This is a genomic window from Kineosporia sp. R_H_3, from assembly GCF_002198675.1.
Lineage (GTDB): Bacteria > Actinomycetota > Actinomycetes > Actinomycetales > Kineosporiaceae > R-H-3.
Window position 1 is genome coordinate 1 of sequence record NZ_MWLL01000106.1, and the last position, 26,982, is coordinate 26,982.

Here is a 26,982-nt window from a genome sequence, read left to right on the forward strand (position 1 = left end):
TCCTCGAGTACGCGAACCACCCCGGCGGGCCGGCGCCGGTCTGTTGTTACCGCTCACAACTGAACGGGCCCAGCGTTTCACGAGACGCGGCCCGCGTCGTGCCGTGCGCGCCCACCGCTGCGGTCAGGAGTCCCCGAGGTCCAGGATCGCCGTGCTCGAGGCCAGCACCGCGTCGTCCAGCCACTGCGGGACCTCGCCGCCGACGTACGGCCGCACGAGCCCGTACGGGCACTGCCGGACGGCCGTCGTGACGACCGTGAGCAGGTGCTCGGAGACGGTGCCGTAGCGGCGCCGGCACAGGTCGGTGGTCGCCGCGGCGATCCGGTCGTTGACGCTGCGGACGTCGTCGGCGAGGTCCGCCGGCGCCGAGCGGACGAGCACCTGCTGGCGGTACAGCGTGAGGGCGAGCGCGTCCGAAGGGTGCTCGCGGCAGTACCGGGGGATGTGCAGGGCGGCGGCGGCCAGCGCCGCCCGGGCGTCGGGCAGCGTGGCGGCCTCGAGCAGCCCGACGTGGAACCGCCGGACGGACCGGAGCCAGAGGCCGACGAAGAGGTGCTCCCGCGTCGGGAAGCGGTGGTAGACCGAGCCCGTCGGCGCACCGACGAGCGCGCAGACCTGCCCGAGCGTCGCGTCCTGGCCGTGCAGCGCGACGGCGTCGCGCGCGGCGTCGAGGAACTGGTCCGGGGTGAACTTGGCGGGTCTTGCCACGGCGCGGAGCCTATCGCTAGTTTGCGAACATGACATCTAGAACCATGCTGCTAAAACGAGCCACACCGTTGGCGTCGGCACTGCCGGGGGCGCAGTTCGCCGAGGACCACGCCCGCGTGCTCGACGCGACGCCGGAGCAGGTCTGGGACGCCCTCCACGCCGTCCGCTGGCGCGACCTCACGTTCACGCGCCCGCTCGTCTGGCTGCGGCTCGGGCCGTCCCTGGAGCGGGAGCCCGCCCGGATGGTCGACGTCGGCCCCGGCGCCCCGATCCACGAGGACCGGCCGCGCACCTTGAGCAGCGGTTTCGTCGCCAGGCCCTGGAAGCCCGTGCCCGAGATGGGGCCCCCGATGCGCGACCTCGACGCGTTGCGGGCGTTCGCCGAGCCGGGCTGGCTCAAGGTCGGCATGGAGTGGGTGCTGTCACCGGTCGCCGGCGGGCGCACGCTCGTCGAGACGACGACGCTCTGCGAGGCGACGGACGACGTGGCGCGGCGGCGCTTCGCGGCGTACTGGCTCGTCGTCCGGCCGTTCAGCGGGCTCATCCGCCGGGACCTGCTGCGCGTCCTGGCCCGCGCCGTCCGGGAGCCCGCCGCGGCGTAAGTCGCTGGGCCGGCGCCGGTCGTCGAGCCTAGGCTCGCGGGGTGCACATCGGCGCGGTCGTCCTCGTCGAGGGCGGGAGCGACCGGAACGCGGTGCTGGCGCTGGCCTCCCGGCGCGGTCACGACCTCGACGCCGAGGGCGTCCAGGTCGTCGTCACCGGTGGTGCGACGAACATGGCGCGCTTCGTCGCCCGGTCCGCGGCCCCGGGCGTGCGGGTCGCCGGGCTCGTCGACGCCCCGGAGGAACGGTACGCGCGGGGCGCGCTCGCCCGGGCCGGTGCCGTCGTCCCGCCGGGGCGTGAAGGCCTTGCGGCGCACGGGTTCTTCGTCTGCGACCCGGACCTGGAGCACGAGCTCGTCGGCGCTCTCGGGCTGGCCGCCGCCGAGGCCGTCCTCGCCGCCCGCGGGGACCTCGCGCGGTTCCGCACGATGCAGAACCAGCCCGCCCAGCGCGGCCGTGACCCGGTCGCCCAGCTCTGCCGTTTCCTCGGGGCCGGGTCGGGCCGCAAGCACGTCTACGCCACGGCCCTCGTGGAGGCGCTCGACCCGGCTGCGGTGCCGGCACCGCTCGACGCACTGCTCGACCACGTGCTACTGCGGCCACCGGGCGGGTAGCGGCGGGCTACGACCGGCGGTGCAGCCGGACGACGAGCAGCATCCCGCCGACCCCCGCGCCGATCCCGGCGAGGATCGCGACCGGCCACTGCGGCACGTGGAGCAGCCCGGCCGCCGGTACGACGACGTGCGTCGCCGCGAACCACAGCGCAGCGACGACGCCGGCATCGGCCGCGAGCAGCACGACCGGCCGCAGCCGCGAGACGGCCCGGCGCGTCAGGGCCTCGCTCGGGACGTCGGTCGGCACGTCGGCGGTCAGCTCGCGGGTGCTCATGCCCGCATCCTCACGACGCCGCGACCCGCGCGGGGCCGGAACGCCGGGTGCTCACCCGCTCGGTCGCCGTCCGATCGGGGACGGCGTCACGACGCGCGGCGAGGGGCGGGTCAGCCGGCCGGCCGCCAGGTCCAGCCGTCGGCGTGCAGCTCGCCCAGGCCGGTGCCCTTGCCGTACCGGACGCCGCCCCAGACGAAGAGCCGGTCGCCGGCCCAGGTCTCGGCCGCGCCGCTGCGGTCGTCGAGGGGCGCCGGCTGGTCGTCCATCCGTTCCCACTGCAGGGACGGCGTCCGCAGCAGCCAGGGCCGGACGGCGACGAACCCGGGCCCCGCCGTCGGGGCACCGGACCAGCCGGCACGCACGGCATGCTCGGGCACGGCGAGCCATCGGCCGCCGTCCGGGTCGAACGCCCCGCCCGTGCGGTACGCCCGCCCCCAGTTGTCCACCTCGCCGCCGTCGAGCGTGCCCTGGGAGGGGTTGACGACGAGGCCCCCGGAGACGAGCCAGACCGGTCCCGACGCGACGACGTCGGACGGCACGAGCCGGGTCCACGTCGTGCGCGCGGCGTCGAGCACGGCGCCCTCGTACAGCGACGGCTCGGGGCCGCCGGGGTTCTCGACGAGCGCGCTCCCGAGCAGCACGGTGCGGCCGTCATCGAGCCCGACGAGCGTCCGGTCGAACATCGGCGGGAAGGGGTCCTGGGGGAGCGGGGACCACGCGTCGGCGGCCGGGTCGTACATGAGATCGGGCTCCCGGCGTACATCGTGCGAGGTCCGGTACGCCAGGACCCTGCCGCCGGCCGAGGTGAGCGCCAGCCCGGTCAGGCCGACCTCGGGCGTGGCCAGGGCGCGCCACCTGTCGGCCGCCGCGTCGTACGTGAGGAACGCACCCGTGACGACGCCCTCAGCAGGCCAGTCCTGCTGCCACAGGTAGAGCCGGTCCCCGACGACGACGGTGCTCGGGAACCCCACGTCGACCGGCAGGTCGGCGATGCGGGACCACGTCGCCGTCTCCGGGTCGTAGGCCGCGGCCTCGCGGGGCGCGGTCCCGGCGGGCGCAGCGACGCAGGACGCGTTCGGCGGGCACGGCGTCGTGTCGCCCCCGAGGACGAGCACCTGCCCGCCGACCCAGACGGCCGTCGCGTTCTCGCGGGCCGACAGCGGCGACGGCGGGAGCCGGACCCAGCCGGCCGGCTGGGCGCCCGCGCTCGCGTCGGGTGCGGCGTCCGCGCCGCCGCACCCGGTGAGCACCGCGGCGGTCGTCGCGGCGACGAGCGTGGCGACGACGAGACGGCGGCGCAGGGGTGTGGTCATGCCCGCCGGACGCCGCAACCCCGCCGGACGTTGCAGGGCCGGACGCCGCGTCACCCGACGAGCCGGCGCACCTCGATCGTGAACCCCTGCGCCCGCAGCCGCTTCACGAGCGGCAGCCCGAGCGCGGTGGCCGGGGTGAGGACGCCGCCCCGCCCGCCCGCGGCGACGGACCCGCTGCGGGACACCGGGTCGAGCAGGGTCAGCGCGCTCTCGCCGAGCATGACGGACGTCGCCTGGTAGCCCGGGTCGCCGACCCCGACGACGTCGCAGCGGTAGTGCGCGCCGGTCGTCGTCCGGGTGTGGACCTCGACCGTGAACCACCCCTCGCGACGGGCGGACTCCGACGGGCCCTCGCCCGGCGACGGCGTGAAGCGGCGCATGAGCGACTGGACGGGCCGCACGGACGCGCCGAGCATGAGCCCCGCCGTCCCGACCGAGAGCGCGGCGGCGGCCGGCGCCCACACCGCCGTCCGGCCGAGCGCGACGACCTCGCGGTAGCGCAGCGACCGGCCGTACGCGTACCCGGCGAGCGCGTTGCTGCGGCGCACGACCCGGGTGTTGACACCGGCCATGACGAACGGGCCGACCCAGCGGCCGAGGAGGTCGTCCCAGCGGGCGCCCCAGCCGTCGCGCTCGTCGTCCGCCGCGTCGCCGCGGTCCGGCTCGGCGGTGCGGTCCGGGCTCAGCGCGTACGGGTCGGCGACGGCGCGGGCCGCGTCGCTGCTCGCCCGCATCCGGTCCATCTGGCCCCACATGGAGGCGACGGTGCCCCCGCTCACGCCGCCCTTCGCGCCCGTGACGCCGAGCACGGTCCGGCCCAGCTCGCCCGCGCCGTCGCCCCGGACCGCCTCGGCGAGCATGAGCACCCCGAGGTCCGACGGCTCGGAGTCGAAGCCCGCGGCGTGCACGATCCGGGCGCCGCTGTCCCGGGCGACCTCGTCGAACGCCGCGATGCTGTCGCGCATGAAGAGGACCTCACCGGTGAGGTCGAGGTAGTCGGTGCCGGCCTGGGCGCACGCCCCGACGAGCGGCAGCCCCTGGCCGTCGTACGGCCCGACCGTCGTGACGACGACCCGGGTGGCCGCCGCGAGGGCCGCGAGCGAGGCGGGGTCGCCGGAGTCGGCGACGAGCACCGGCCACTCCTGCGCGCGCGGCGGCAGCGCCGCACGGACCGCCTCGACACGGGCCCGGTCCCGCCCGGCCAGCGCGACCCGGACGTCGGGCGGTGCGTGCTCGGCGAGGTGCGCCGCGACGAGCCGCCCGACGAACCCGCTGGCCCCGAAGACGACGACGTCGTGCGCCCGGACGCCCGCTGCTGCTCCTGGTGCTGCTCCCGCTGGCATACGCCCAGTCTGGGCCATGTCGGCGCCGTCCCGGGATCGGGGCGGCTCAGAGCGAGCAGACGCAGGCCTCGTTGCCCTCGGCGTCCGCGAGGACCCACCAGGACGGCGCATGCGCGTCGCTGACGAGCCGGCCGCCGGCCGCGAGCGCCGCGTCGACCCGTGACGCGCACCGGTCCGCGGGCACGTAGACGTCGAGGTGGAACCGACCGCGCCCGGTGCGGGGCGGGTCCATCCGCTGGAACCACAGGGCGGTCTGCGAGCGCGGGTCGTGGAGCTCGGCGCCGGCCCCGGCGGCGCCGGGAGCGACGTGCTCGCGGTAGCCGAGCACGGCTTCCCAGAACGGCCGGACGGCGTCGGCGTCGACGACGTCGAGGGCCACCTCGAGCCGCTCGGGAGGCGGCAGGGTCTGCGCGCCGACGGCGTTCGCGGCGGCGATCACCCGGTGCGCGAGCTCGACGTCGTACTGGGTCACGCCGCCCGCCGAGTGCGTCGAGAAGGTGAAGGAGACGGTGCGCCAGCGCAGGTCGACGTCCGGGTGGTGGTCCATCTGCTCGGCCTCGTCGGCGACGAGCGCGACGAGCCGGACGGCGTCCGCGAAGGTCGGTGCCTGCACCGCGAGGACGAGGCTGCCCCACCGGCCGCGGGCCACCCCGGGCAGGTCGGCGAGCTGGCGCGTCAGCTCTTCGGCGTCGAGAAGTCGTGGCATGCACCGACCCTGGTCCCGCGCGCCGCGGCGGTCAACCGGGGGCGGTCGCGAGGGCCGTCCGGGCGACGGCGGAGGCGTCCGGCCGGGAGCCCGGCGGGGGTGTGGCAGGCTCGCCCTCGTGACGAGCACGACGACGCCGCCGGACCCCGGCACGGCCCCGCGGGCCGTGTCGCTCGTCGTCGGGGCCGCGATCGTCGACGACCTCGGCGCACCGCGGACGCTGCTCTCCGCGCGCCGCACCGAGCCGCCGCACCTCGCGGGCGGCTGGGAGCTGCCCGGCGGCAAGGTCGAGGCGGGGGAGGACCCGGTCGAGGCGCTGCACCGCGAGATCGCCGAGGAGCTCGGCGTCCGCGTCGTCCTCGGTGACGAGCTGCCCGGCCCGGACCCGGCCGAGCCCGGCTGGCCGCTGCCGCCGGCGCACCGGATGCGGGTCTGGCTGGCCCGGGTGACGGACGGCGTACCGGCCCCGATCGAGGACCACGACGCCGTCCGGGTGCTCGGGCCGGGCCAGTGGCTCGACGTCGACTGGCTGCCTGCCGACGTGCCGATCGTCCGGGCGCTGCTGGGCCGGTCACCGGCCGCCCGCTGACGTCCCGTACGGCCGGACGACGTACCCTCCCGCCTGCGCGTCCGGGCGGTCGCCGCCGTCCCCGTAGACTCTGAGGTGCTCCCCGACCTCTCTCGAAGGCTTCTTGATGCCCACGCGCACCCGCGACGACATCCGCAACATCGCGATCGTCGCCCACGTCGACCACGGCAAGACGACGCTCGTCGACGCCATGCTCTGGCAGACCGGCTCGTTCGGCGAGCACGCCCACATCGACGAGCGTGCGATGGACAGCAACGACCTCGAGCGCGAGAAGGGCATCACGATCCTCGCGAAGAACACCGCGGTGCGGTGGGCGGGCGAGCACGCCCCGGTCGGCGGTGTGACGTTCAACATCATCGACACCCCGGGGCACGCCGACTTCGGCGGCGAGGTCGAGCGCGGCCTGAGCATGGTCGACGGCATCGCGCTGCTCGTCGACGCGTCCGAGGGCCCGCTGCCGCAGACCCGGTTCGTCCTGCGCAAGGCGCTCGCGGCGCACCTGCCGGTCATCCTCGTCGTCAACAAGGTCGACCGGCCCGACTCGCGGATCGCCGAGGTCGTCGAGGAGACGTACGAGCTCTTCATGGACCTCATCGACGGCACCGGGCTCGACCCGGACGTCGCTCTCGACTTCCCGGTCGTCTACGCCTCCGCGCGGGCCGGCCGGGCCTCGCTGAACCGCCCGGACGACGGCGGCATGCCGGACAGCGACAACCTCCAGCCGCTCTTCGAGACGATCATGAAGGCGGTGCCGGCCCCGTCGTACGACGACGAGGTGCCGCTGCAGGCGCACGTGACGAACCTCGACGCGTCGCCCTTCCTCGGCCGGCTCGCGCTGTGCCGGGTGCGCTCGGGCACGATCAAGAAGGGCCAGCAGGTCACGTGGTGCAAGCGTGACGGCTCGATGTCCCGGGTCAAGGTCACCGAGCTGCTCATGACCGAGGCGCTCGAGCGGGTCTCCGCCGACAGCGCCGGGCCGGGCGACATCATCGCCGTCGCGGGCATCCCGGAGATCACCATCGGCGAGACCCTCGCCGACCCGGAGGACCCGCGCCCGCTGCCGCTCATCACGGTCGACGAGCCCGCGATCTCCATGACGATCGGGGCGAACTCCTCGCCGATGGCCGGCCGGGCCAAGGGCACCAAGGTCACCGCCCGGCTCGTCAAGGACCGGCTCGACCGCGAGCTCGTCGGCAACGTGTCGATCCGGGTGCTGCCCACCGAGCGGCCCGACACGTGGGAGGTCCAGGGCCGCGGCGAGCTCGCGCTGGCGATCCTCGTCGAGACGATGCGGCGCGAGGGCTTCGAGCTGACCGTCGGCAAGCCGCAGGTCGTCACCCGCCAGGTGAACGGCAAGCTCCACGAGCCGTTCGAGCACCTGACGATCGACGCCCCCGAGGAGTACCTCGGCGCCGTCACCCAGCTGCTCGCCGTCCGCAAGGGCCGGATGGAGCAGATGGCGAACCACGGCACCGGCTGGGTCCGGATGGAGTTCCGCGTGCCGTCGCGCGGCCTCATCGGCTTCCGGACCGAGTTCCTCACCGAGACGCGGGGCACGGGCATCGCCCACCACGTCTTCGAGGGCTACGAGCCGTGGGTGGGGGAGCTGCGCACGCGGCCCACCGGCTCCCTCGTCGCGGACCGGTCGGGGTCGGCGACGTCCTTCGCGATCGCGAACCTCCAGGAGCGCGGCACGCTCTTCGTCGAGCCGACCACCGAGGTGTACGAGGGCATGATCGTCGGGGAGAACTCCCGCTCCGACGACATGGACGTCAACATCACCAAGGAGAAGAAGCTCACCAACATGCGGTCCTCGACCGCCGACGACTTCGAGCGCCTCGTGCCGGCCCGCAAGCTGTCGCTCGAGCAGTGCCTGGAGTTCTGCCGGGACGACGAGTGCGTCGAGGTGACCCCGGACGCCGTCCGGATCCGCAAGGTCGAGCTCAACGCCGTGGACCGCGAGAAGGTCCGCGCGCGCAACCGCCGGGGCTGAGCAGTCCGCAGGGGGCCTGTCACCGTCCGGGTGGCGGGCCTCACTGCTACCTCAGAGTGAGTCACTGCTCACTCTGAGGTAGGGCGCTCCGCCGGGAGGTCGTCGGGGTGATCCGGCCGCGGTCATCGGTACCCAAATCGTTACGTTGCCTTTGCGTTACCGCGATGTGCCCGTATGCAAACTGCGAGAGCCCGTTTTGTCGCTTCTCGACGTAGGCAAAAGGGGGCAAACAACCCCGAGCATGGCAAGAATCGCCATAAACTGGACAGGTCTTTAATGGGTTGCGTCCGGATCCGGCCCAACGGCGGCGCTCGGGGAGTGCAAGCGTTCCCGACGGGCTGGTGAAACTCCGTTGCGGTTCGGCTAATGTGCGGCTGCTGGCACGGCCTGCGGGTGGTCTTTGCTGTCAGAACGCCGTTGGACAGGAAGGTTGTCCGTTGGAAGGGTGGATCGGGAGGCCGTGAGTACTTCTCAGGCGGACATGCAGGTGGCGGCGGACCACGCCCTCGAGGCGGCGGACTCCGCCCCCGCCCTCCAGGGGCTGAGCCCGGGCAAGCTCGCGTGGCGCCGGCTGCGCCGGAACAAGACCGCGATGACGAGCCTCGGGGTCGCGATCTTCATCATCCTCGTCTCGGCGTTCGCGCCGGTCGTGTGCGCCCTTCTCGGCGTCAGCCCGGACGGCAACTCCGACCTCATCGCGGACGCCGGCCGGCCGGTCAGCGGCCCGACGCTCGCGCACCCGTTCGGCATCGAGCCCGGCACGGGCAAGGACATCCTCGCCCTGCTGCTCTACGGCGCCCGGGTGTCGCTGCTCATCGCGCTGACCTCGGTCGTCCTCACCGTGACCATCGGGGTCCTGCTCGGCACGATCGCCGCGGCGTCCCGCGGGTTCGTCGACCGCGCGCTGACGTGGCTCATGGACCTCACGCTGACGTTCCCGCAGCTGCTCCTGCTGCTCGCGCTGAGCAACGTCATGATCGACCGGCTCACCGCACTGGGCGTCCCCGGGGGGAACTTCTCGAGGATCACGTACCTGATCCTCTTCTTCGCGATCTTCGGCTGGCCCTACATCGCGCGCATCGTCCGCGGCCAGGTCATCAGCCTGCGCGAGCGCGAGTTCGTCGAGGCCGCGACGGCGATGGGCGCCTCGCGCCGGCGGATCATCCTCACCGAGCTGGTCCCCAACCTCTGGGCGCCGGTCATCGTCTACTCGTCGATCTCGCTGCCGGGCTACATCGCCGCCGAGGCGACGCTGTCCTTCCTCGGGGTCGGCACGGACGCGAGCCTGCCCACCTGGGGCAAGCTCCTGTCCGACTCGATCAACTACTGGCAGACGTACCCGGCGTACCTGCTCTTCCCCTCGATCGGGCTCGTCATCACGGTGCTGTCGTTCAACCTGTTCGGCGACGCCGTGCGCGACGCGCTCGACCCGAGGGCCGGCCGGGTCTGACGACAGGCCTGCCGCGCGTGCGACCCCGCACCCCCACAGACCCCCGCACTGGCGGGCAACCGGCCACCGAACGGTGTCCGGACACAAGACGGGCCGACCAGGCGCACCGTCTATCGCTCTCCCGGAGGAACACATGGTGAAGAGGAAGCCCGGCGCGATCGCCGCCGTGGCTGCCGGCGCGCTGCTGACGCTCGCTGCTTGCAGCGGTGGCAGCTCGACCGGCGCCGGCGGGGAAACCGCCAGCAGCGGCTCCAGCGACAGCAAGGCCGGTGGCACGCTCAACGTGTTCAGCGGTGGCGACAAGATCGCTCACCTCGACCCGCAGCGGAACTACACCGGCGTCGACCTCGCCTTCGCCGGGACGTTCCTCCACCGGTCGCTGACGACGTACGCGACCGGCCAGGGCGAGGCGGGCACGAAGATCGTCGCCGACCTCGCGACGGACACCGGCACGCCGGACGCCACCGGCAAGGTGTGGAAGTTCACGCTGCGCGACGGCATCACGTACGAGGACGGCAGCGCCATCACGTGCGACGACGTCAAGTACGGCGTCTCCCGCTCGTTCGCCCAGGACGTCATCACCGACGGCCCGCAGTACGCCGTCTCGATGCTCGACATCCCGAAGGGCAAGGACGGGGCGAGCATCTACACCGGCCCGTACAAGAACACCCCCGAGGGTGTCGCGGCGTACGACAAGGCCGTGACGTGCGAGGGCACGACGATCACGTTCAACCTCAACAAGCCCGTGCCGGACTTCAACGGCACGACGACGCTCCTCACCTTCAGCCCGGTCCCGAAGGCCAAGGACACCGGCGAGAAGTACGACATGGCGCCGGTCTCCAGCGGCCCGTACAAGATCGAGTCGTACGTCGAGAAGAAGGCGCTGACGCTCGTCCGCAACACCGCGTGGAAGAAGGAGAGCGACCCGATCCGGAACGCGTTCCCGGACAAGGTCGTCATGTCCTTCAGCATCAACCCGCAGGTCATCGACCAGCGGCTCATCAAGTCCACGGGTGACGACGCCTTCGCCGTGACCGCCGAGGGGATCGACCCGGCGGACCTCGCGACGGTGTTCGACAACCCGCAGAACGCGGCGCGCGCGACGGACGAGCTCGACCCGTTCGTCCGCTACTACGCGATCAACACCAAGAAGGTCCCGAACGTCAAGCACCGCCAGGCCCTCATGGCGGCGCTCGACCGTGAGGCCCTCCGCAAGCTCGCCGGCGGCACCTTCGCCGGTGACTTCGCGGACGGCGCCGTCAAGCCGAACATCGGCATCGACTACGCGCCGACCGGCCTCTGGGACGGTCTCCTCGGTGAGCCGGTCCCCGCGACCGGCAACGTCGAGCTCGCCAAGAAGCTCATCACCGAGTCGGGCGAGACCCCGCCGGAGATCGTGTTCGACTACGGCAAGGCCAAGGACGACCAGACGGCCGACAAGGCCGCGGCGATCGCCAAGGCGTCGTGGGAGAAGGCCGGCTTCAAGGTCAAGCTCAACCCGATCGAGCAGTCGGCGTACTACCCGACGGTCCTCGACCCGGCCAAGCAGGGCTCGGTCTCGGGCGCCGGCTGGGGCCCGGACTGGCTCAACGCGTCGACGGTCATCCCGGAGCTCTTCACGCCGGACGGCGGCTTCCCGATGTCGCAGTGGGACGACAAGACGTTCGTCGCCGCGGTGGACGACGCGAAGACCACGCTCGACCGCAACGAGCAGGCCAAGAAGTGGCAGGAGCTCAACAAGCAGGCCGTCCAGCTCGGCCTGATCATCCCGACCCGCTTCGGCAAGGAGCAGGAGATCTTCGGGAGCAAGGTCAAGACGGCGTCGTTCGGCGGCAAGGCGTACATCAACCCCGCCTTCGGCGGCCCGTCCTGGAACGACCTGTACCTGGAGAAGTGATCCCGCCCTCCAGGGCATGATCCACACGGCGCGTCTGAGGCGTACCGTGACCGGTGGGGGCGCACCCGCGCCCCCACCGGGTCGTACAGCTCGAAGCTCGTGCCCGGTCCCGCCGCCTTCGTGGGCGGGGCCGGGCACGGCAGCGAACAGCACGTCTCTCGGAGGGTGGAGCAGGTGCTCGGTTTCGTCGTCAAACGCCTCGGCGCCATGGTCGTCATGCTCGTCGGCCTCAGCATCACGGTGTTCCTGCTCTTCTCCGTGCTCCCGGCCGACCCGGCCCGGCTCACGTGCGGCAAGTCGTGCACGCCCGACGTCGTCCAGGCGAACCGCGTCCGGCTCGGCCTCGACAAGCCCCTCACCGAGCAGTACACGACGTACGTCAAGGGCATCTTCGCCGGCCGGACGTACAACGAGGGCCAGGGCGTCGCGGAGATCGACTGCCCGGCCCCGTGCCTCGGCTACTCCTTCTCCCAGCAGAAGCCGGTCACGGAACTCATCACCGAGGCGGTGCCGGTCACGATGTGGTTGGCGCTCGGCAGCTTCGTGCTGTGGATGGCCATCGGTGTCACCGGCGGCGTCATAGCCTCCCTCAACAGAGGTCGATGGCTCGACGTCGCCCTGCAGAGCACCGCCCTGGTCCTCTACTCGCTTCCCACGTTCTTCGTCGGCCTCATCATGCTCATCGTCGTCATCGTCCAGTTCGGCCTGCTGCCGTACCCGGACTACTACCCACCCACGCAGGACTTCCCGAAGTTCTTCGACACGATGCTGCTGCCCTGGCTGACGATCGCGACGGCGTCCGCGGCCTTCTACGTCCGGCTCACCCGGACCCAGATGGTCGAGACGCTCGGCGAGGACTACATCCGCACCGCGCGCGCCAAGGGCCTCACCGAGCGGGCGGTCACGGTCAAGCACGCGCTGCGGGCCGGGCTCACCCCGATCGTCACCGCCGCCGGCCTCGACCTCGGTCTTCTCCTCGGCGGCGCGATCATCGTCGAGCAGATCTTCAACCTGCCGGGCGTCGGCCGGCTCGCGGTCGGCAGCGTCATCGACTCCGACCTGCCCGTCATCACCGGCGTCACACTCGTGGCCGCCACGTTCATCATCATCGCGAACTTCGTCGTCGACCTGCTCTACATGGTCATCGACCCGAGGGTGAGGCTTTCGTGACCGCCCAGTCCACCGGCCCGGCCACCGCCGCAGGCACCACGAAGCGCGCGTTCCTCGAGCTGGACGACCTGAAGGTCTCGTTCCAGACCGAGGACGGCGTCGTCCGTGCCGTCGACGGGGTCTCGTTCGCCCTCGAACGCGGGCGGACCATGGCCATCGTCGGCGAGTCCGGCTCCGGCAAGTCCGTGACGAGCCAGGCGATCATGGGCCTGCACAGCCGGCGCGCCGCGAAGATCACCGGTCATGCGTGGGTCGACGGCGTCGACATCGTCACCGCGCCCGACGCGGAGCTGCGCGCCCTGCGCGGGCAGCGGATGGCGATGATCTTCCAGGACCCGCTGAGCTCGCTGCACCCCTTCTACACCGTGGGCAAGCAGCTCGTGGAGGCCGTCCAGGCTCACGGCGAGGTGCCCAAGGCGGAGGCCCGCCGGCGCGCCGTGTCGATGCTCGACCGGGTCGGCATCCCCAACGCCGCCCGTCGCGTGGACGACTACCCGCACTCGTTCTCGGGCGGCATGCGGCAGCGCGCGATGATCGCGATGGCGCTCATCAACAACCCGGCGCTGCTCATCGCCGACGAGCCCACCACGGCCCTCGACGTCACGGTGCAGGCGCAGATCCTCGAGCTCATCCGCGAGCTGCAGGCCGAGTACAACATGGCGATCGTGCTCATCACCCACGACCTCGGGGTCGTCGCCGAGAGCGCGGACGACGTGACCGTCATGTACGGCGGCCGGGTCGTCGAGCGGGGCGGGGTCGACGAGATCTTCAGCCGGCCGAGCATGCCGTACACGTGGGGCCTGATGTCCTCGGTGCCCGACATGGAGGCCGACCGGGGCAAGCGCCTCGAGCCGATCCCCGGCCAGCCGCCGTCGCTCATCAACCTGCCGAAGGGCTGCGTCTTCCGGCCCCGCTGCGCCTACGCGCAGCACGTGCCGGACGGCCGCTGCGACACCGAGCGCCCGGACCTGACGCCGGTCGACGACGGCCACGACGCACGGTGCTTCCTCACCCTTGACCAGAAGCGAACCCTGGCCGTCAAGGCCACCGGGACCGAGGAGGTCGCGTGACCACGCCGAACCTGACCGACGCGGGCCCGCGGAGCGCGAGCACGCCGGTGGGCGACGTCGTCCTGCGCGTCCGCGGCCTGCAGAAGTACTTCCCGATCCAGTCGAGCTTCCTGCGCCGCACCATCGGCCAGGTGAAGGCCGTCGAGAACATCGACCTCGACGTCCACGCCGGCGAGACCGTGGGTCTCGTCGGGGAGAGCGGCTGCGGCAAGTCGACGACCGGCCGCACCATGCTCCGCCTCCTCGACCCGACCGGTGGCACGATCGAGATCGACGGCCGGGACGTCACCAAGCTGAGCATGCGGCAGATGGTGCCGGTCCGGCGCTCGGCGCAGATGATCTTCCAGGACCCGTACTCGTCGCTGAACCCGCGGCACACGATCGGAAAGATCATCTCCTCGCCGTGGGAGGTCCAGGGGGTCAACCCCGAGGGCGGTGTCAAGAAGTCCGTCCAGGAGCTCATGGCGCGCGTCGGGCTGAACCCCGAGCACTACAACCGGTTCCCGGCCGAGTTCTCCGGCGGCCAGCGGCAGCGCATCGGCATCGCCCGGGCGCTCGCGCTGCGGCCCAAGCTCATCGTCTGCGACGAGCCGGTCTCCGCCCTCGACGTGTCGATCCAGGCGCAGGTCCTCAACCTCCTCGAGGACCTGCAGAACGAGTTCAACCTCGCCTACGTCTTCATCGCGCACGACCTGTCGGTCGTGCGGCACATCGCGGACCGGATCGCGGTCATGTACCTCGGCCGCGTCATGGAGATCACCGACAGCGACTCGCTCTACCGGTCGCCCCGGCACCCCTACACGAAGGCGCTGCTGTCGGCGATCCCGCTGCCGCACCCGTCGATGCGCGGCCAGCGCGAGCGGATCGTCCTCACCGGCGACCTGCCCTCGCCGTCCAACCCGCCGTCGGGCTGCGTCTTCCGGACCCGGTGCTGGAAGGCCCAGGAGCGGTGCGCCACCGAGATCCCGCCGCTCAGCGAGATCTCGCCCGGCACCTCCGTCGCCTGCCACTTCCCGGAGCCGGCCAAGGAGCCGGTGAGCTTCACCCCGCCGCAGGCCTGACGGGGGCACCGGCGGTCGGCGTGACCGTGGCCGGGTCGGCGAGGCGGAGCAGCGCGACCGCCGCGCCGAGCGCGGCCACGGCGCACACCGACCACACGGTGAGGTAGCCGGCCAGGGGCGCGTGCCCGGTGTCCGGTCCTTCGAGCGAGCCGGTCGAGGCGAGCGCGATCGCGAAGACGGACGACGCGATCGCGCCGCCGACCGTCTTCGTGGCGTTCGTCATCCCGGTCGCGAAACCGGTCCGCTCCGGCGGTGCCGCGGCCGCGGCGGCCGCCGGCAGGGCCGCGACGAGCGCCCCCGACCCGAGGCCCGCGACCGCCATGTTGAGCAGCGCCTGCGCGGTCGTGGCGTGGAAGGGCAACCACAGCGCGTACCCGAGGGCGACGAGCAGGCTCGAGCCGACGAGGGCGCCGCGCCGCCCGAGCAGGCGGGTGGTGAGCGGCAGGGTGAACGCGCCGACCGCGAGGCTCACGACGTAGAGCCCGATGAGCGTCGAGACGAACGAGGCGTCCGCGCCGAGGCCGTAGCCGGCGACCGCCGGGTCGGTGCGGGCGAACGTCGACAGCGGGATCTGCGCGCCGAGGACGGACATCCCGAAGAGGAACGCCGTGAGCTGCACCGGCCACTGCGCCGGGTGGGCGAGCAGCCGGACGTCGACGACCGGTGCGGGGTGCGCGGCCTCGTACCGCACGAAGGGGACGCCGGTCGCCAGCCCGGCCGCGACGAGCGCCCACGCGAGCACCGAGCCCGGCCCCTGGAGCCGGACCGTGATGAGGCCGGCCATGACGAGCCCGAGCGCGAGCGTCACGAGCCCCAGCCCGGTGAGGTCCAGGCCGCCGTCCGAGGTGCCGGGGGAGTCCTCGACCCCGACGACGACGAGCACGAGCACCACGGTGACGACGACGGCCGGGAGCATGAGCAGCACGTTCATCGAGGTCGCGGCGACGAGGGCGCCGCTCGTCAGCGCCCCGACGATGACGGCGAGCTCGAGCGCCCCGACGAGGACGGCCGCCGCCCGGCGGGTGAGGAGCTCCTGCCGGCCCGTGGCCGCCGTCCGGCGGTGCACGATGGCGACCTCCATCGGCAGCCAGACGACGTACGCGCCCTGGATCGCGAACCCGACGAGGAACGTCGTGAAGCCGGGCGCGACCGCGAGCACCCACGAGCCGAGCGCCGTCATCGCGGTCGCGCCGACGAGCACCCGCTTGGGGCCGTAGAGGTCGCCGAGCCGGGCCAGCAGGGGGACGAGCAGCGCCGACACGACGAGCTGGGCGGCCTCGAACCAGTTGACGTCGGCGTCGCGCATCGAGAGGTGGTCGGCGATGTCGGACCAGACGGGGGTGTAGTAGCCCTGGAGGACGCCGCTGGCGATCTCGACGCAGACCAGGACGCCGACGACGCGGGCCAGGCCGCGGGCGGCGGTGACGGCGGGTGCGGGCAGGCTCATCCGGGCAGCCCTTCGAGGAGGTGGCGGTACCAGCGGACACCGTCGAGCAGGTCGTCGACGCGGACGTGCTCGTCGTAGGAGTGGATCGCCGCCCGCTGCGCCTTCGTCATCCGCAGCGGGGCGAACCGGTAGACCCGGTCGCAGATCGCGGTGAAGTGCCGGGAGTCGGTGGCGGCCATCATGACGTAGGGCGCGGGGACGGCGTCCGGGAAGACCTCCCGGGTCGTGGCCTCGAGGAGGGCGAACGCGGGGTCGTCGACGGGTGACACCGGGGACGCCTCGCCGCGTTCGAGCACCTCGACGGCGACCGAGTCGTCGGCGACCGCGCGCCGGACCGCGGCGACGACGTCCTCGACGGTGTCGCCGACCATGAGCCGCGCGTTGACCCCGGCGGTCGCGGTCGAGGCGATGACGTTGAGCGCGGGGGAGCCCGTCAGCGTCGTCACCGCGAGCGTCGTCCGGGTCATCGCGGCGGTCTCCGGACCGGCGGCGACGAGCGCGCGGGTGAGCAGCGGCCCGAGCCGGCGGGCGTTCGCCGCGACCGCGCGCAGCGGACCCGGCAGGTGCGGGGCGACCCGGCGGAAGAGCTCGAGGGTCGGTTCCGGCGTGCGTGCGGGCATCGACGTCCGGTCCAGCCGGGCGATCGCGCGCGCGAGCCGCGCCGTCGGGCCGTTGCGGGCCGGGGTCGACGCGTGCCCGCCGCGGCCCTCGGCGCGCAGCAGCAGCGAGGTGACGCCCTTCTCGGTGACGCCGACGACCGCGACCGGGGCGGCGACGCCCGGCAGCGCCTCGGAGGCGACGGCGCCGCCCTCGTCGAGGACGAACCAGGGGCGCACGCCGCGGCGGCGCAGCTCCTCGACGGCGGCGACCGCCGACGCGCCGAGCACCTCCTCGTCGCTCCCGAACGACAGCCACACGTCCTGCGCCGGGGTGAACCCGTTCTCCAGCAACGACTCCACGGCCTCGCACACCACGACGAGCGGACCCTTGTCGTCGAGCGTCCCGCGGCCCCACACCGCGCCGTCGACGAGGTCGGCGCCGAACGGCGGGTGCTGCCAGGGCGCCTGCTCGTCGACGGGGACGACGTCGAGGTGGGCCATGAGGACGACCGGCCGGGCGTCGTCCGCACCGGGCCAGCGGAAGAGCAGGCCGTGCCCGCCGACCCGGGTCGTCTCGAGCCGGGCGTGCAGCAGCGGGAAGCGCCGGGCCAGCTCGGCGTGGAAGGCGTCGAACGCGGCGGTGTCGACGAGCCCGGGGTCGCGGTGGCTCACGGTGGGCAGCCGGACGAGCGCCTGCAGAGCCGCGACCGCACGTGGCGGCCCGGGCGGCTCGGGCTGGGCGGGCGGATCGGTGGCCCCGGTCGGCATGGCGGAACGCTACTGCGCGGCGGGTGCGCCCGGCCGGTCCCCGGGAGGCAGAATCGCAGCCATGACCGCCCCGACCGAGCCCGTCCCCACCGCACGCCTGCTCTTCGTCCATGCGCACCCGGACGACGAGACGATCAACAACGGCGCCACGATGGCCCGGTACTCGGCGGCCGGGGCGCACGTGACCCTCGTGACGTGCACCCGCGGCGAGGAGGGCGAGATCATCCCGGCCGACCTGGCGCACCTCGCGAGCGACCGCGACGACACCCTCGGCGACCACCGGGTCGGCGAGCTGGCCGACGCGATGAGCCACCTCGGCGTCCACGACCACCGCTTCCTCGACCGCTGCGGCGCGGACGGCGGCAGCCCGCGGCGCTACCGCGACTCCGGGATGGCCTGGGGCCCGGACGGGGTCGCCGTCCCCGCGCCCGACACCCGGCCCGGCGCGTTCGCGCTCGCCGACGTCGACGAGGCCGCGGCACGCCTCGCCGACGTCGTCCGCGAGGTCCGCCCCCAGGTGTTCGCGACGTACGACCCGGGCGGCGGCTACGGCCACCCCGACCACGTGCAGGCGCACCGGGTCGCGATGCGTGCTGTCGAGCTCGCCGCGGCCCCGGCGCCCGGCCCGGACGGCGAGGTGCCGGGCTGGGACGTCCCGAAGGTCTACTGGGTGTGCATCCCCGAGGGCCTCATGCGCGAGACGCTCCGCAGGCTCGACGCCACCGGCGAGAACCCCTTCGAGGGCATGAGCCCGGACGGCCCGCTCCCGAGCATGGTCGTCGCCGACGAGCTCGTGACGTCCGCCGTCGACGGCTCCGCCTACGTCGACGCGAAGTCGGCGGCCCTGCGCGCCCACGCCACCCAGATCAACGTCGAGGGCCCGTTCTTCGCGCTGAGCAACGGCGTCGGCCAGCCGCTCGCGGGGTTCGAGTTCTACCGCCTCGTCAAGGGCGAGAAGGCCGGCCCGTTCGACGGGAGCGGCCGCGAGACGGACCTGCTGGCCGGCGCCTGACCCCACCCGCCCGACCGCTCATGCTCGCGGCAAGTACCGAGAACCGCTGGCGGAGGGCGCCGGAACGGTACGCGCCGCGAGCATGAGCGGTGGGACGGTCAGTCAGTCGGTCGTCGTGCGGCTCGGGCCGCGGGACAGCACGATGACGGACTTCGTGCGGACGACGATCGGCTCGGCCTCGATGCGCTCGAGGATCCGCTCGAAGTCGTGGACGTCGGCGGCGCGGAGGTGGAGCAGGGCGTTGGCCTCGCCGGAGACCGTGCACGACGAGACGACCTGCGGGTGCTTCGCGGCGATGGCGAAGATCGAGGCCGGGCTCGTGCGCGGGGCGCAGTAGAGCTCGACGTAGGCCTCGGTGGTCCAGCCGAGCGCGGCCGGGTCGACGACGGCGGTGAAGCCGCGGATGACACCGGTCGACCGCAGCCGGTCGACGCGGCGCTTCGTCGCCGGGGCGGAGAGGCCGACGGCGGCGCCGAGCACGGCGTACGTGGTGCGGGCGTCGGCCTGGAGGAGGCCGACGAGTCGCTCGTCGATGCTGTCGAGTCCCATGGCGCAACGATCCTCCGCCAACCCGATCCCATGCGCAACGGATCGCCGGGGTGCGGCAATGCCGGGGGGTGTCGGTGCGGGCGGGGTCGTCCGTACCGTCGGAGCATGACCGCCACCGTGCCCGCCGTCCCGCGCCCCGCCTCGTCGCCGGACGGGCACGGCCCGTCCGCCGTCGCGCCGAACTACCACCCGCTGCCCGTCGTCATCGCCGAGGGCGTGGGCACCTGGCTCACCGACACCGGCGGCCAGCGCTATCTCGACTGCCTCGCGGGCTACTCCGCGCTGAACTTCGGGCACGCGCACCCGGTGCTCCTCGACGCGGCCCGCCGCCAGCTCGACCGGGTCACCCTGACGAGCCGGGCGTTCCTCCACGACCAGCTCGAGGAGTTCTGCGCCGAGCTCGCGCAGCTCGCGACCAGGGCGGACCCCGCGATGGACATGGTGCTGCCGATGAACACCGGCGCCGAGGCCGTCGAGACGGCGATCAAGCTGAGCCGCAAGTGGGGCTACGACGTCAAGGGCGTGCCGGACGGCGCGGCGACGATCGTCGTCGCAGCCGGCAACTTCCACGGCCGGACGACGACGATCGTGTCGTTCTCGACGGACGAGTCCGCCCGCGCCGGCTTCGGGCCGTTCACGCCGGGCTTCCGGGTCGTGCCGTACGGGGACGCTGCGGCCCTCGAGGCCGCCGTCGACGGCACGACCGTCGCGGTCCTGCTCGAACCGGTGCAGGGCGAGGCCGGGGTCGTCGTGCCGCCGGCCGGGTACCTGCCCGCGGTCCGTGCGGTCTGCGACGCCCGCGGCGTGCTCCTCGTCGCCGACGAGATCCAGTCCGGGCTCGGCCGCACCGGCACGACGTTCGCCACCGAGGCCGGCGGCGTCGAGCCGGACGGCGTGCGGCCCGACGTCCTCGTGCTCGGCAAGGCGCTCGGCGGCGGGATCGTGCCCGTGTCGGCCGTCGTCTCGCGTCACGACGTGCTCGGGGTCATGACGGCGGGCAGCCACGGCAGCACCTTCGGCGGCAACCCGCTCGCCTGCGCGGTCGGCCGGGCCGTCGTCGGGCTGCTCGAGACGGGGGAGTACCAGGAGCGCGCGCGGCTGCTCGGGGCCCGGCTGCGGACCGGGCTCGAGGCGCTGCGCGGCCGCGGCGTGACCGACGTCCGGACGATCGGGCTGTGGGCCGGCGTGGACGTCGACCCGGCGCTCGGCACCGGCCGCGCCCTCTGCGAGGAGATGGCCGCGCGCGGCGTCCTCGCGAAGGACACCCACGGCTCGACGATCCGGCTCGCGCCCCCGCTCGTCATCGACGAGGCGGACCTCGACCTCGCCGTCGGGGTGCTCGGGGACAGCCTCGACGCGCTCGCCGCCCGGCGCTGAGGTCACGCTCCGGTCGCCTGGCCCGTTCGGGCTGCGCCGACCGGGTGACGCCGGTGCGGCAGACGGTGGACATCGTCGCCCTGCGCTCATCCGACGGGCCGCACGCACCTCACCGTGGGTGTGCACGGGACCGCGTCGGCGGGCCCGCGGAGGAGGCGCATCGTGGCACGACGGCACGCGGTCAGGCACGCGACCCGGGGCACCCGCACCCCGGCGCTCGACGTCACGGCGGCCCGCGAGCGGCGGCGCCGCGCACGGGTCCGGCGGCTCGTCGCCGTCCTCCTCGTCGCCGCGGCACCGTTCGTCGCCTGGGCGGCCGGGCACCCGGTGCCGATGCCGGCGCTGCCCGCCTTCGACCCGATGATCGTCACGGCCGTCGTCTTCTTCGCGGCGCTCCTCGCGATCCTCGTCGGGTCGTCGTTCGCCGCAGGCCGCTCGCCGCACGTGCTCTACCGGCCCGAGCAGATCGACGTCCGGATGGACGACGTCAAGGGGGTCGGCCCAGTCAAGGACGAGGTCCGCCGCTCGATCGACCTGTTCCTCAACGCCCGCACCTTCCGCCGCGAGATGGGCGGCCGGGCCCGTCGGGGTCTGCTCTTCGAGGGCGGCCCGGGCACGGGCAAGACGCACCTCGCGAAGGCGATGGCGGCCGAGGCCGGGGTGCCGTTCCTCTTCGTCTCCGCGACGAGCTTCCAGTCGATGTACTACGGCGCGACCGCCCGCAAGATCCGCTCCTACTTCAACGAGCTGCGCAAGGCCGCCCGCGCCGAGGGCGGGGCGATCGGCTTCATCGAGGAGATCGACGCGATCGCCACGACACGCGGCGGGATGGCGATGAGCGCCCACGGCGCGACGGCGGCCCCGGCGGGCTCGCTCGCCGCGGGCAGCTGCTGCGGCGGCCTCGTCGGCCTGCCGGCCGTCGGCGGCACCGGCGGGACGACGTCGCTCGGCACCGCGGTGACCCACCTGACGGCGGCGAACCCGTTGACGGTCAACGCGAACGGCGCGGTGAGCGAGGGCGTCGGCGGGGTCGTCAACGAGCTCCTCGTGCAGATGCAGTCGTTCGACACCCCGACGACGTGGCAGAAGGTGCAGGGTGCGGTCGTCGACGCGGTCAACGCCTTCCTGCCGCCGGCCCGGCAGATCCCGCGGCCGCGGATCGAGCCGGTCGACATCCTGCTCATCGCCGCGACGAACCGCGCCGACAACCTCGACCCCGCCCTGCTGCGGCCCGGCCGGTTCGACCGCAGGCTCGTCTTCGAGGCCCCGGACAAGGCCGCGCGCCGCGAGCTCGTCGACCACTTCCTCTCCCGCAAGGCGCACGAGCCGCTGCTCGGCACCGACGAGCGCCGCGACGCCCTCGCCGGCATCACGCAGGGGTACACCCCGGCGATGCTCGAGAACCTCCTCGACGAGGCGCTCGTCAACGCCGTCCGCCGCGGTGCCCGGGCGATGTCCTGGGCCGACGTCGAGCACGCCCGGCTCATCACCGAGGTCGGCCTCGGCCAGCCGGTCGGGTACACCGAGCACGAGCAGCGGCTCATCGCGACGCACGAGGCGGGCCACGCGTGCGTCGCCTGGCTCGTCGCGCCGCACCGGCGGCTGGAGATCCTCACGATCGTCAAGCGCGGCGGCGCCCTCGGCCTGCTCGCGCACGGCGACCGGGAGGACGTCTACACCCGCTCCCGCACCGAGCTGCGCGACCTCATCCGGATCGCCTTCGGCGGCCAGGCCGCCGAGGAGATCTTCTTCGGGGACGTCTCGACCGGCCCCGGCAGCGACCTCACCTACGCGACGAACGTCGCCGCCCAGATGGTCGGCCAGGCCGGCATGGGGGACACCCTCGTGTCCTTCGCCGCCGTCCAGGGGTCGGCCTTCTCCGACGCCGGCCTCGTCGGCCGCGTCCTCGGCGACACCGACGGCCGCCGGATGGTCGAGCGGCTCCTGCGCGAGCAGAAGGAGTTCGTCCGCACGCTGCTCGAGGACAACCGCCACCTCGTCGAGGCCCTGCGGGACGCCCTGCTCGCCCGGCACGAGCTCATCGGGCACGAGATCACCGACGTCCTGCTCGACGCCCGGCACCGCTACGCGCAGCTCCCCGCCGTGGCAGCGGTCCCGGACGGCGGGCCGGCCGGCCCGGACGTCGTGGACCTGCGCCCGCTGAGCCCGGGGTGGTCCTCCGGCGTGTGAGCCGCCGATTGCCCCGTCCCGGCCCGTAGCCGAAGTACGTTTCCTACGATGGGCTGGTCCGCAGTGTCGTACCACCGGGTCGGGGCGGTCCGGGTCGTTCGCAGGAGGGGGCAGCCGTGGCGCCCGGTCGGATCGCAGTGGGGCTCGGGGCCGTCGCCGGGGTGGCCCTGGCGGGCTACCTGGGCACCGCCGTGGCGTTCGCCGGGGAGGTGCCGCGCGGCGGGCACGTCGCCGGTGTCGACGTCGGCGGCCTCGACCGGGACGCCGCCGTCGCCAAGGTGCGGGCCGCCGCGCAGCAGGACGCGCCGCTGACGCTGCGCGCCGGGGACCGGACGGCGACCCTCGACCGGGTCGCCGCCGGCCTCGTCGTCGACGCCGACCGGGCCGTCGACGACCTCGTCGGGCCCGTCCTGCACCCGGTGACGGTCTGGGACCACCTCACCGGGGTCGGGGCCACCGGCGACTCGGGCGTCGACGCCGCGAAGCTGCGGGCGGCCGTGACCGGGGCGAAGGCCGCCCTCGACGTCCCCGCCGAGGACGGCGGGCTGACGTTCACGGCCGCCGGCGCGGAGCCGGTCGCACCCGTCGTCGGGCGCGCGGTCGACGTCGACGGCGCCGTCCGCGTCGTCCACGACCGCTGGCTCACCGCGACCGGGCCGATCGACGTCCCCTCGGCCGAGCAGCAGCCGCAGGTGCACGCCGACGAGGTGGAGCGTGCCGTCAGCGAGATCGGCACGCCGGCCACGTCCGGCCCGCTGCCCGTCAAGGTCGGCGAGAAGACCGTCTCCCTGCCCGTGAAGGCAGTCGTCCCGGCGCTGGGCACGACCCTCGGCGAGGACGGCCGGCTCGCTCTGACCGTCGACGGCGCGAAGCTCTCCGCGGCCCTGTTCAAGGCCGAGCCGACCATCGCGAAGTTGCCGAAGGACGCGAAGATCGTGCTGTCCGGCGGGAAGCCGAAGATCGTGCCCGCCGTCGACGGGGTGACCGTCGACGCCGGCAGGCTCGGCACCGCCGCGGCGACCGCGCTCGTCGCGACCGACCCGGCGACCCGCACCGTCGTCGCCCCGGTGACGAAGAAGGAGCCGGACCTCACGACCGAGGAGGCGAAGGCGCTCGGGGTCAAGGAGCGCACGTCCACGTGGACGACGGTCCTCACGCCGAACGCCGGCCGCACCGAGAACCTCCGGATCGCCGCGCGCACGGTGAACGGCACCCTCGTGCTGCCGGGGGAGACCTTCAGCCTCAACGCCGTCCTCGGCAAGCGGACCCCGGAGAAGGGGTACAACCCGGCGCCGGCGATCAGCGGCGGCCGGCTCGTGCAGGACTACGGCGGCGGCGTCTCGCAGATGGCGACGACGATCTTCAACAACGTTTTCTTCACCGGGCTCGAGGACATCTACCACAAGCCGCACTCGTTCTACATCTCGCGCTACCCCGAGGGCCGCGAGGCCACGGTGAACTGGCCGACCGTGGACCTCAAGTGGCGCAACGACTCCAAGTACGCCGTCCTCATCCAGGCGTGGGTCGACACCAAGGTCCACGTGTCGTTCTGGAGCACCAAGACCTGGGACATCGAGGCGACGAAGAGCGCCCGGTCGAACTTCCGGGCGCCGAAGACGATCTACGACCCCAAGCCCGGGTGCGTGCCGCAGGACGCGAACGGCGGCTTCGACGTCTCGGTCGGCCGGATCTTCAAGAAGAACGGCAAGGTCGTCAAACGCGAGACGTTCCGGACGACGTACATCGCCGAGGACAAGGTGATCTGCGGGCCCAAGCCGGGCGCGCCCAAGCCCTCGGCCTCGACCCCGCCGCCGCGGTAGCGGCCCGGCGCCGGGTCAGGGCCGCGAGCACCCGGCGCGCGGTCCAGCCCGTCGCGACGAGGGTCACGAGCGTCACGAGGCTGCCGGACGCCGCCCCGGCGACGAACGCGGCGCCCATGGTCCTGGTCGGGGAGAAGCCCGCCGCGGCGCCGGGGGTGTTCACCAGGCGCAGGTTCGTCACGTGGACGGTGACGGGCCGGGCGGCATCGTCGCCCGCGCGCCGGCCGAGCGGCGGCCGGCGCGACGTGAGCCGTGCCGTGAGCAGGTGCTCGCCCGGGCGGCCGTCGGCGAGCATGACGTAGCGGCCCGACATCGGCACCGGGTAGCGGGTCAGCGACCGGAACGCGGCGACCCCGTCGACCGCGAGGTCGAGCTGCTCGCCGCCGTCCCCGCCGTGCACCGACAGGTCGAACTCGAGGAGCTGGTCGCCGGGGGCGGTCGTGAAGGACAGCGCGGCGTCCGGGGCCGCCGGGGTCACGGCGAGGCGGGCGCCCTCGAGCGGCCGGTGCCGCACCTGGCTGCGCCGGGCGAGCCGGCCGGCGGTCGCCGCCAGCGGCAGCTCGGGACGTCGGCGGACGTCGAGCGGGCGCAGAGCCAGCGGCGCCGTGTACCAGGGGTGCAGGTCCGCGACGGCCGGGCCTGGCCCGCCCGGCGCGGCCTCCGTCACGAGCGGCGACCAGCCGTACCCCACCCCGCGCTGCAGCTCGCGCACGGAGCGCGCGTACCAGTCGACGGCGTACAGGTGCGCGGCGGTCACGGCCCGGACCGGGTCGAGCGTCGCCGTGAGCGGTGGGGTGAGGGAGACGTCGACGACGGCCGCCAGCCCGGGACGGCGGTGGTACGGCCCGCCGAACATCGACGTGTACGAGTCGACGAAGACCCGTCCCCGCTCACGGCCCGGGTGCAGCCGGGGCAGCACCGCGTCGATGAGGTCGGCGGCGCCACCGATCCGGGTCAGCTGGTTCTCCGGTGCGTCGAGGAAGGTCAGGTGGTCCGGCGGGCGGCGCAGCGACGCCGCCGCGTGCGTGACGACCGCGCTGCCGTGGCTGTGCCCGAGCAGGTGCAGACGCCCGTGCCGCCCGGGCCGCCGGGCGAGCGCCCGCTGCAGGGCCACGGCGAGGCGTCGGCCGTTGATCTGCGTGGCCTGCCGGGAACGGTGCGCGAGCAGGACGTCGGCGTCCGTCGCGGACTCGTCGATCCACGAGTACCAGAGCACCGCGTGGTCGGGCCCGAGGCCGTGCAGCGCCTCGAGGAGCGGGGTGTAGTCGGCGACGAGGGGGCGCCCGTCGGGGTCGACGAGCCGCGGGTCCCAGGCGTGCAGCGCGCGGACGCCGTCCGTCGCGGCGAGCAGCCGCTCCCGGGTGCGGAAGCCGGGCATCCAGCCGTGCACGAAGACGTGGACGACCGCGGCGTCGACCTCGCCCTCGACGACCGGCGCGAACGTCGTCCCGTCGAAGCGGCCGAGCCGCCCGACGACCTGGGGCGCGTCGGCTGCAGGCTGCACCCGCCCAGGATGGCGCATCGCGGCCGGAACCCGGCCCCGCGGGCCGGCGTCGCACTGGCGCCGTGATCGACACGGCCGCCATGATGGGCGGCCGGCGGGCGCATCAGGAGGGCACCGTGACCGTCCACGTACCTCGGGGGACCCGCCCCGCCCGGCGACCGGCACGGACGACGTCCTGGGCGGCGCTGCGCGCGGCCGGTGCCGTGGCGCTCGCGGCCGGGGCACTCGCGCTCGCCCCCGCCGCGCCCGCNGCCGCGCGCAGCGCCGCCCAGGACGTCGTCCGTGCCGGCCGCCGGCCGATGCTCCGCCGTCCTCGCCCCCGGAGCCGCCGAGGTCGCCTCCGACACCGCGGTGGCCGAGGCGGTCGACGCCCTACGGGCGGCCGGTGCGGTGCCCTGGGTGCGGGTGTGGGCCGAGGTCCCGGGCGGCGACCTGGACGCGGCTGTCGAGAAGGCCGCGGCCGCCTGCCCGAAGGTCGCCGGCGACCCGACCGGTCTGGCCCCCGACGTCGTCGTCGTCGCGGTGTCCCTCGGCGACCGGCGGTCCGGGATCTACTACGGCAGCACGTGGGACGCCGCGCTCGACCCGTGGTGGGAGGCGGCGCTCGCCGCCGACGTGAACCCGCTGCTCAAGGCGGGGGACGTCGCGGGTGCCGTCGCCGCCGGCCTCACCGGGGTGCAGGCACAGGTCTCGGGGGCGGACACGTCGGGCGGCACGTCCGGCGGCACGTCGGGCGGCACGTCCGGCGACACGTCAGCGGACGGTGGTGCCCCCTTCGTCGACGGCGAGCCGTTCGACGGTGAGGTCTTCTGCGACGACCTGCCGCCCGGGTTCGACCCGACCCTGAACGGCTGCGTGGCCGGTGGCGCCCCGGGAGCCGGCGTCCCGGTCGGCGGGGTCCTCGGCGTCGGCGGGGTCGTCGTCGC

At 73.9% G+C, this 26,982-nt stretch carries 22 protein-coding genes and 1 pseudogene; 14 read left to right on the forward strand and 9 right to left on the reverse strand.

What is annotated here, in order from left to right:
- Positions 1-123: 123 nt before the first annotated feature.
- Positions 124-708 carry a TetR/AcrR family transcriptional regulator gene (locus tag ECOMGDLI_RS10015; protein WP_088316626.1) on the reverse strand — a complete coding sequence of 195 codons (585 nt, stop codon included), beginning with the start codon at positions 706-708 and terminating at the stop codon, positions 124-126.
- Between the two features lie 68 nt (positions 709-776).
- On the opposite strand from ECOMGDLI_RS10015, the gene ECOMGDLI_RS10020 reads away from it, so the two are divergent.
- Positions 777-1,310 (forward strand): hypothetical protein, encoded by a 534-nt coding sequence (locus tag ECOMGDLI_RS10020; protein ID WP_088316628.1) that lies wholly within the window; start codon positions 777-779, stop codon positions 1,308-1,310.
- A gap of 41 nt (positions 1,311-1,351) precedes the next feature.
- Complete coding sequence (locus ECOMGDLI_RS10025; protein WP_088316630.1) at positions 1,352-1,924, forward strand: TOPRIM nucleotidyl transferase/hydrolase domain-containing protein; 573 nt, start codon at positions 1,352-1,354, stop codon at positions 1,922-1,924.
- Positions 1,925-1,931: 7 nt separating this feature from the next.
- Here the strand turns inward: ECOMGDLI_RS10025 and ECOMGDLI_RS10030 are convergent, their stop codons facing one another.
- From ECOMGDLI_RS10030 to ECOMGDLI_RS10045, 4 genes are all read right to left on the reverse strand, one after another.
- Positions 1,932-2,198: a hypothetical protein gene (locus tag ECOMGDLI_RS10030; RefSeq protein ID WP_088316632.1), complete on the reverse strand. Its 267-nt coding sequence runs from the start codon at positions 2,196-2,198 to the stop codon at positions 1,932-1,934.
- Between the two features lie 110 nt (positions 2,199-2,308).
- Positions 2,309-3,511 carry a hypothetical protein gene (locus ECOMGDLI_RS10035; RefSeq protein WP_088316634.1) on the reverse strand — a complete coding sequence of 401 codons (1,203 nt, stop codon included), beginning with the start codon at positions 3,509-3,511 and terminating at the stop codon, positions 2,309-2,311.
- A 50-nt stretch (positions 3,512-3,561) separates the two neighbouring features.
- Entirely contained in the window at positions 3,562-4,854 is a 1,293-nt protein-coding gene (locus ECOMGDLI_RS10040; RefSeq protein ID WP_088316636.1) for a trans-acting enoyl reductase family protein, read from the reverse strand.
- 46 nt (positions 4,855-4,900) lie between these two features.
- Complete coding sequence (locus ECOMGDLI_RS10045) at positions 4,901-5,560, reverse strand: 4a-hydroxytetrahydrobiopterin dehydratase (protein ID WP_088316638.1); 660 nt, start codon at positions 5,558-5,560, stop codon at positions 4,901-4,903.
- 118 nt (positions 5,561-5,678) lie between these two features.
- On the opposite strand from ECOMGDLI_RS10045, the gene ECOMGDLI_RS10050 reads away from it, so the two are divergent.
- From ECOMGDLI_RS10050 to ECOMGDLI_RS10080, 7 genes are all read left to right on the forward strand, one after another.
- Positions 5,679-6,149, forward strand: a complete 471-nt coding sequence (locus tag ECOMGDLI_RS10050; protein ID WP_304441391.1) for a (deoxy)nucleoside triphosphate pyrophosphohydrolase — start codon at positions 5,679-5,681, stop codon at positions 6,147-6,149.
- 106 nt (positions 6,150-6,255) lie between these two features.
- A complete protein-coding gene (gene typA / locus ECOMGDLI_RS10055; protein ID WP_088316642.1) occupies positions 6,256-8,142 on the forward strand; it encodes a translational GTPase TypA in 1,887 nt (628 codons plus the stop codon).
- Positions 8,143-8,602: 460 nt separating this feature from the next.
- Complete coding sequence (locus ECOMGDLI_RS10060) at positions 8,603-9,592, forward strand: ABC transporter permease (RefSeq protein WP_143447624.1); 990 nt, start codon at positions 8,603-8,605, stop codon at positions 9,590-9,592.
- Positions 9,593-9,725: 133 nt separating this feature from the next.
- Entirely contained in the window at positions 9,726-11,489 is a 1,764-nt protein-coding gene (locus ECOMGDLI_RS10065; protein ID WP_088316647.1) for an ABC transporter substrate-binding protein, read from the forward strand.
- A gap of 174 nt (positions 11,490-11,663) precedes the next feature.
- Entirely contained in the window at positions 11,664-12,659 is a 996-nt protein-coding gene (locus ECOMGDLI_RS10070) for an ABC transporter permease (protein WP_088316671.1), read from the forward strand.
- Positions 12,656-13,729, forward strand: a complete 1,074-nt coding sequence (locus tag ECOMGDLI_RS10075; protein WP_088316649.1) for an ABC transporter ATP-binding protein — start codon at positions 12,656-12,658, stop codon at positions 13,727-13,729. Before ECOMGDLI_RS10070 ends, ECOMGDLI_RS10075 begins: the two co-directional genes overlap by 4 nt.
- Positions 13,726-14,790: an ABC transporter ATP-binding protein gene (locus ECOMGDLI_RS10080; protein ID WP_088316651.1), complete on the forward strand. Its 1,065-nt coding sequence runs from the start codon at positions 13,726-13,728 to the stop codon at positions 14,788-14,790. The genes ECOMGDLI_RS10075 and ECOMGDLI_RS10080 overlap by 4 nt, the downstream gene beginning before the upstream one ends.
- Here the strand turns inward: ECOMGDLI_RS10080 and ECOMGDLI_RS10085 are convergent.
- Complete coding sequence (locus tag ECOMGDLI_RS10085) at positions 14,771-16,237, reverse strand: MFS transporter (protein WP_088316653.1); 1,467 nt, start codon at positions 16,235-16,237, stop codon at positions 14,771-14,773. The two genes, ECOMGDLI_RS10080 and ECOMGDLI_RS10085, sit on opposite strands and share 20 nt — an antisense overlap.
- On the reverse strand, positions 16,234-17,604 hold the full coding sequence (locus ECOMGDLI_RS10090; protein ID WP_088316655.1) for a M20/M25/M40 family metallo-hydrolase: 1,371 nt from the start codon (positions 17,602-17,604) through the stop codon (positions 16,234-16,236). Before ECOMGDLI_RS10090 ends, ECOMGDLI_RS10085 begins: the two co-directional genes overlap by 4 nt.
- A 61-nt stretch (positions 17,605-17,665) precedes the next feature.
- Here ECOMGDLI_RS10090 and mshB point away from each other — a divergent pair, with 61 nt between their 5' ends.
- On the forward strand, positions 17,666-18,616 hold the full coding sequence (gene mshB / locus ECOMGDLI_RS10095; protein ID WP_088316658.1) for an N-acetyl-1-D-myo-inositol-2-amino-2-deoxy-alpha-D-glucopyranoside deacetylase: 951 nt from the start codon (positions 17,666-17,668) through the stop codon (positions 18,614-18,616).
- 102 nt (positions 18,617-18,718) lie between these two features.
- On the opposite strand, the gene ECOMGDLI_RS10100 is transcribed toward mshB, so the two are convergent.
- Positions 18,719-19,165 carry an Lrp/AsnC family transcriptional regulator gene (locus ECOMGDLI_RS10100; RefSeq protein ID WP_088316661.1) on the reverse strand — a complete coding sequence of 149 codons (447 nt, stop codon included), beginning with the start codon at positions 19,163-19,165 and terminating at the stop codon, positions 18,719-18,721.
- 105 nt (positions 19,166-19,270) lie between these two features.
- On the opposite strand from ECOMGDLI_RS10100, the gene rocD reads away from it, so the two are divergent.
- The 3 genes from rocD to ECOMGDLI_RS10115 all read left to right on the forward strand — a co-directional run bounded on the left by rocD (position 19,271) and on the right by ECOMGDLI_RS10115 (position 24,552).
- Positions 19,271-20,542 carry an ornithine--oxo-acid transaminase gene (rocD, locus tag ECOMGDLI_RS10105; protein WP_088316663.1) on the forward strand — a complete coding sequence of 424 codons (1,272 nt, stop codon included), beginning with the start codon at positions 19,271-19,273 and terminating at the stop codon, positions 20,540-20,542.
- 162 nt (positions 20,543-20,704) lie between these two features.
- A complete protein-coding gene (locus tag ECOMGDLI_RS10110; protein WP_088316664.1) occupies positions 20,705-22,732 on the forward strand; it encodes an AAA family ATPase in 2,028 nt (675 codons plus the stop codon).
- A gap of 116 nt (positions 22,733-22,848) precedes the next feature.
- Complete coding sequence (locus ECOMGDLI_RS10115) at positions 22,849-24,552, forward strand: VanW family protein (RefSeq protein ID WP_088316666.1); 1,704 nt, start codon at positions 22,849-22,851, stop codon at positions 24,550-24,552.
- On the opposite strand, the gene ECOMGDLI_RS10120 is transcribed toward ECOMGDLI_RS10115, so the two are convergent.
- On the reverse strand, positions 24,446-26,056 hold the full coding sequence (locus tag ECOMGDLI_RS10120; RefSeq protein ID WP_088316668.1) for a hypothetical protein: 1,611 nt from the start codon (positions 26,054-26,056) through the stop codon (positions 24,446-24,448). The two genes, ECOMGDLI_RS10115 and ECOMGDLI_RS10120, sit on opposite strands and share 107 nt — an antisense overlap.
- 282 nt (positions 26,057-26,338) lie before the next feature.
- On the opposite strand from ECOMGDLI_RS10120, the pseudogene ECOMGDLI_RS10125 reads away from it, so the two are divergent.
- Positions 26,339-26,982 (forward strand): annotated as a pseudogene (locus ECOMGDLI_RS10125) (hypothetical protein); the annotation flags it as partial.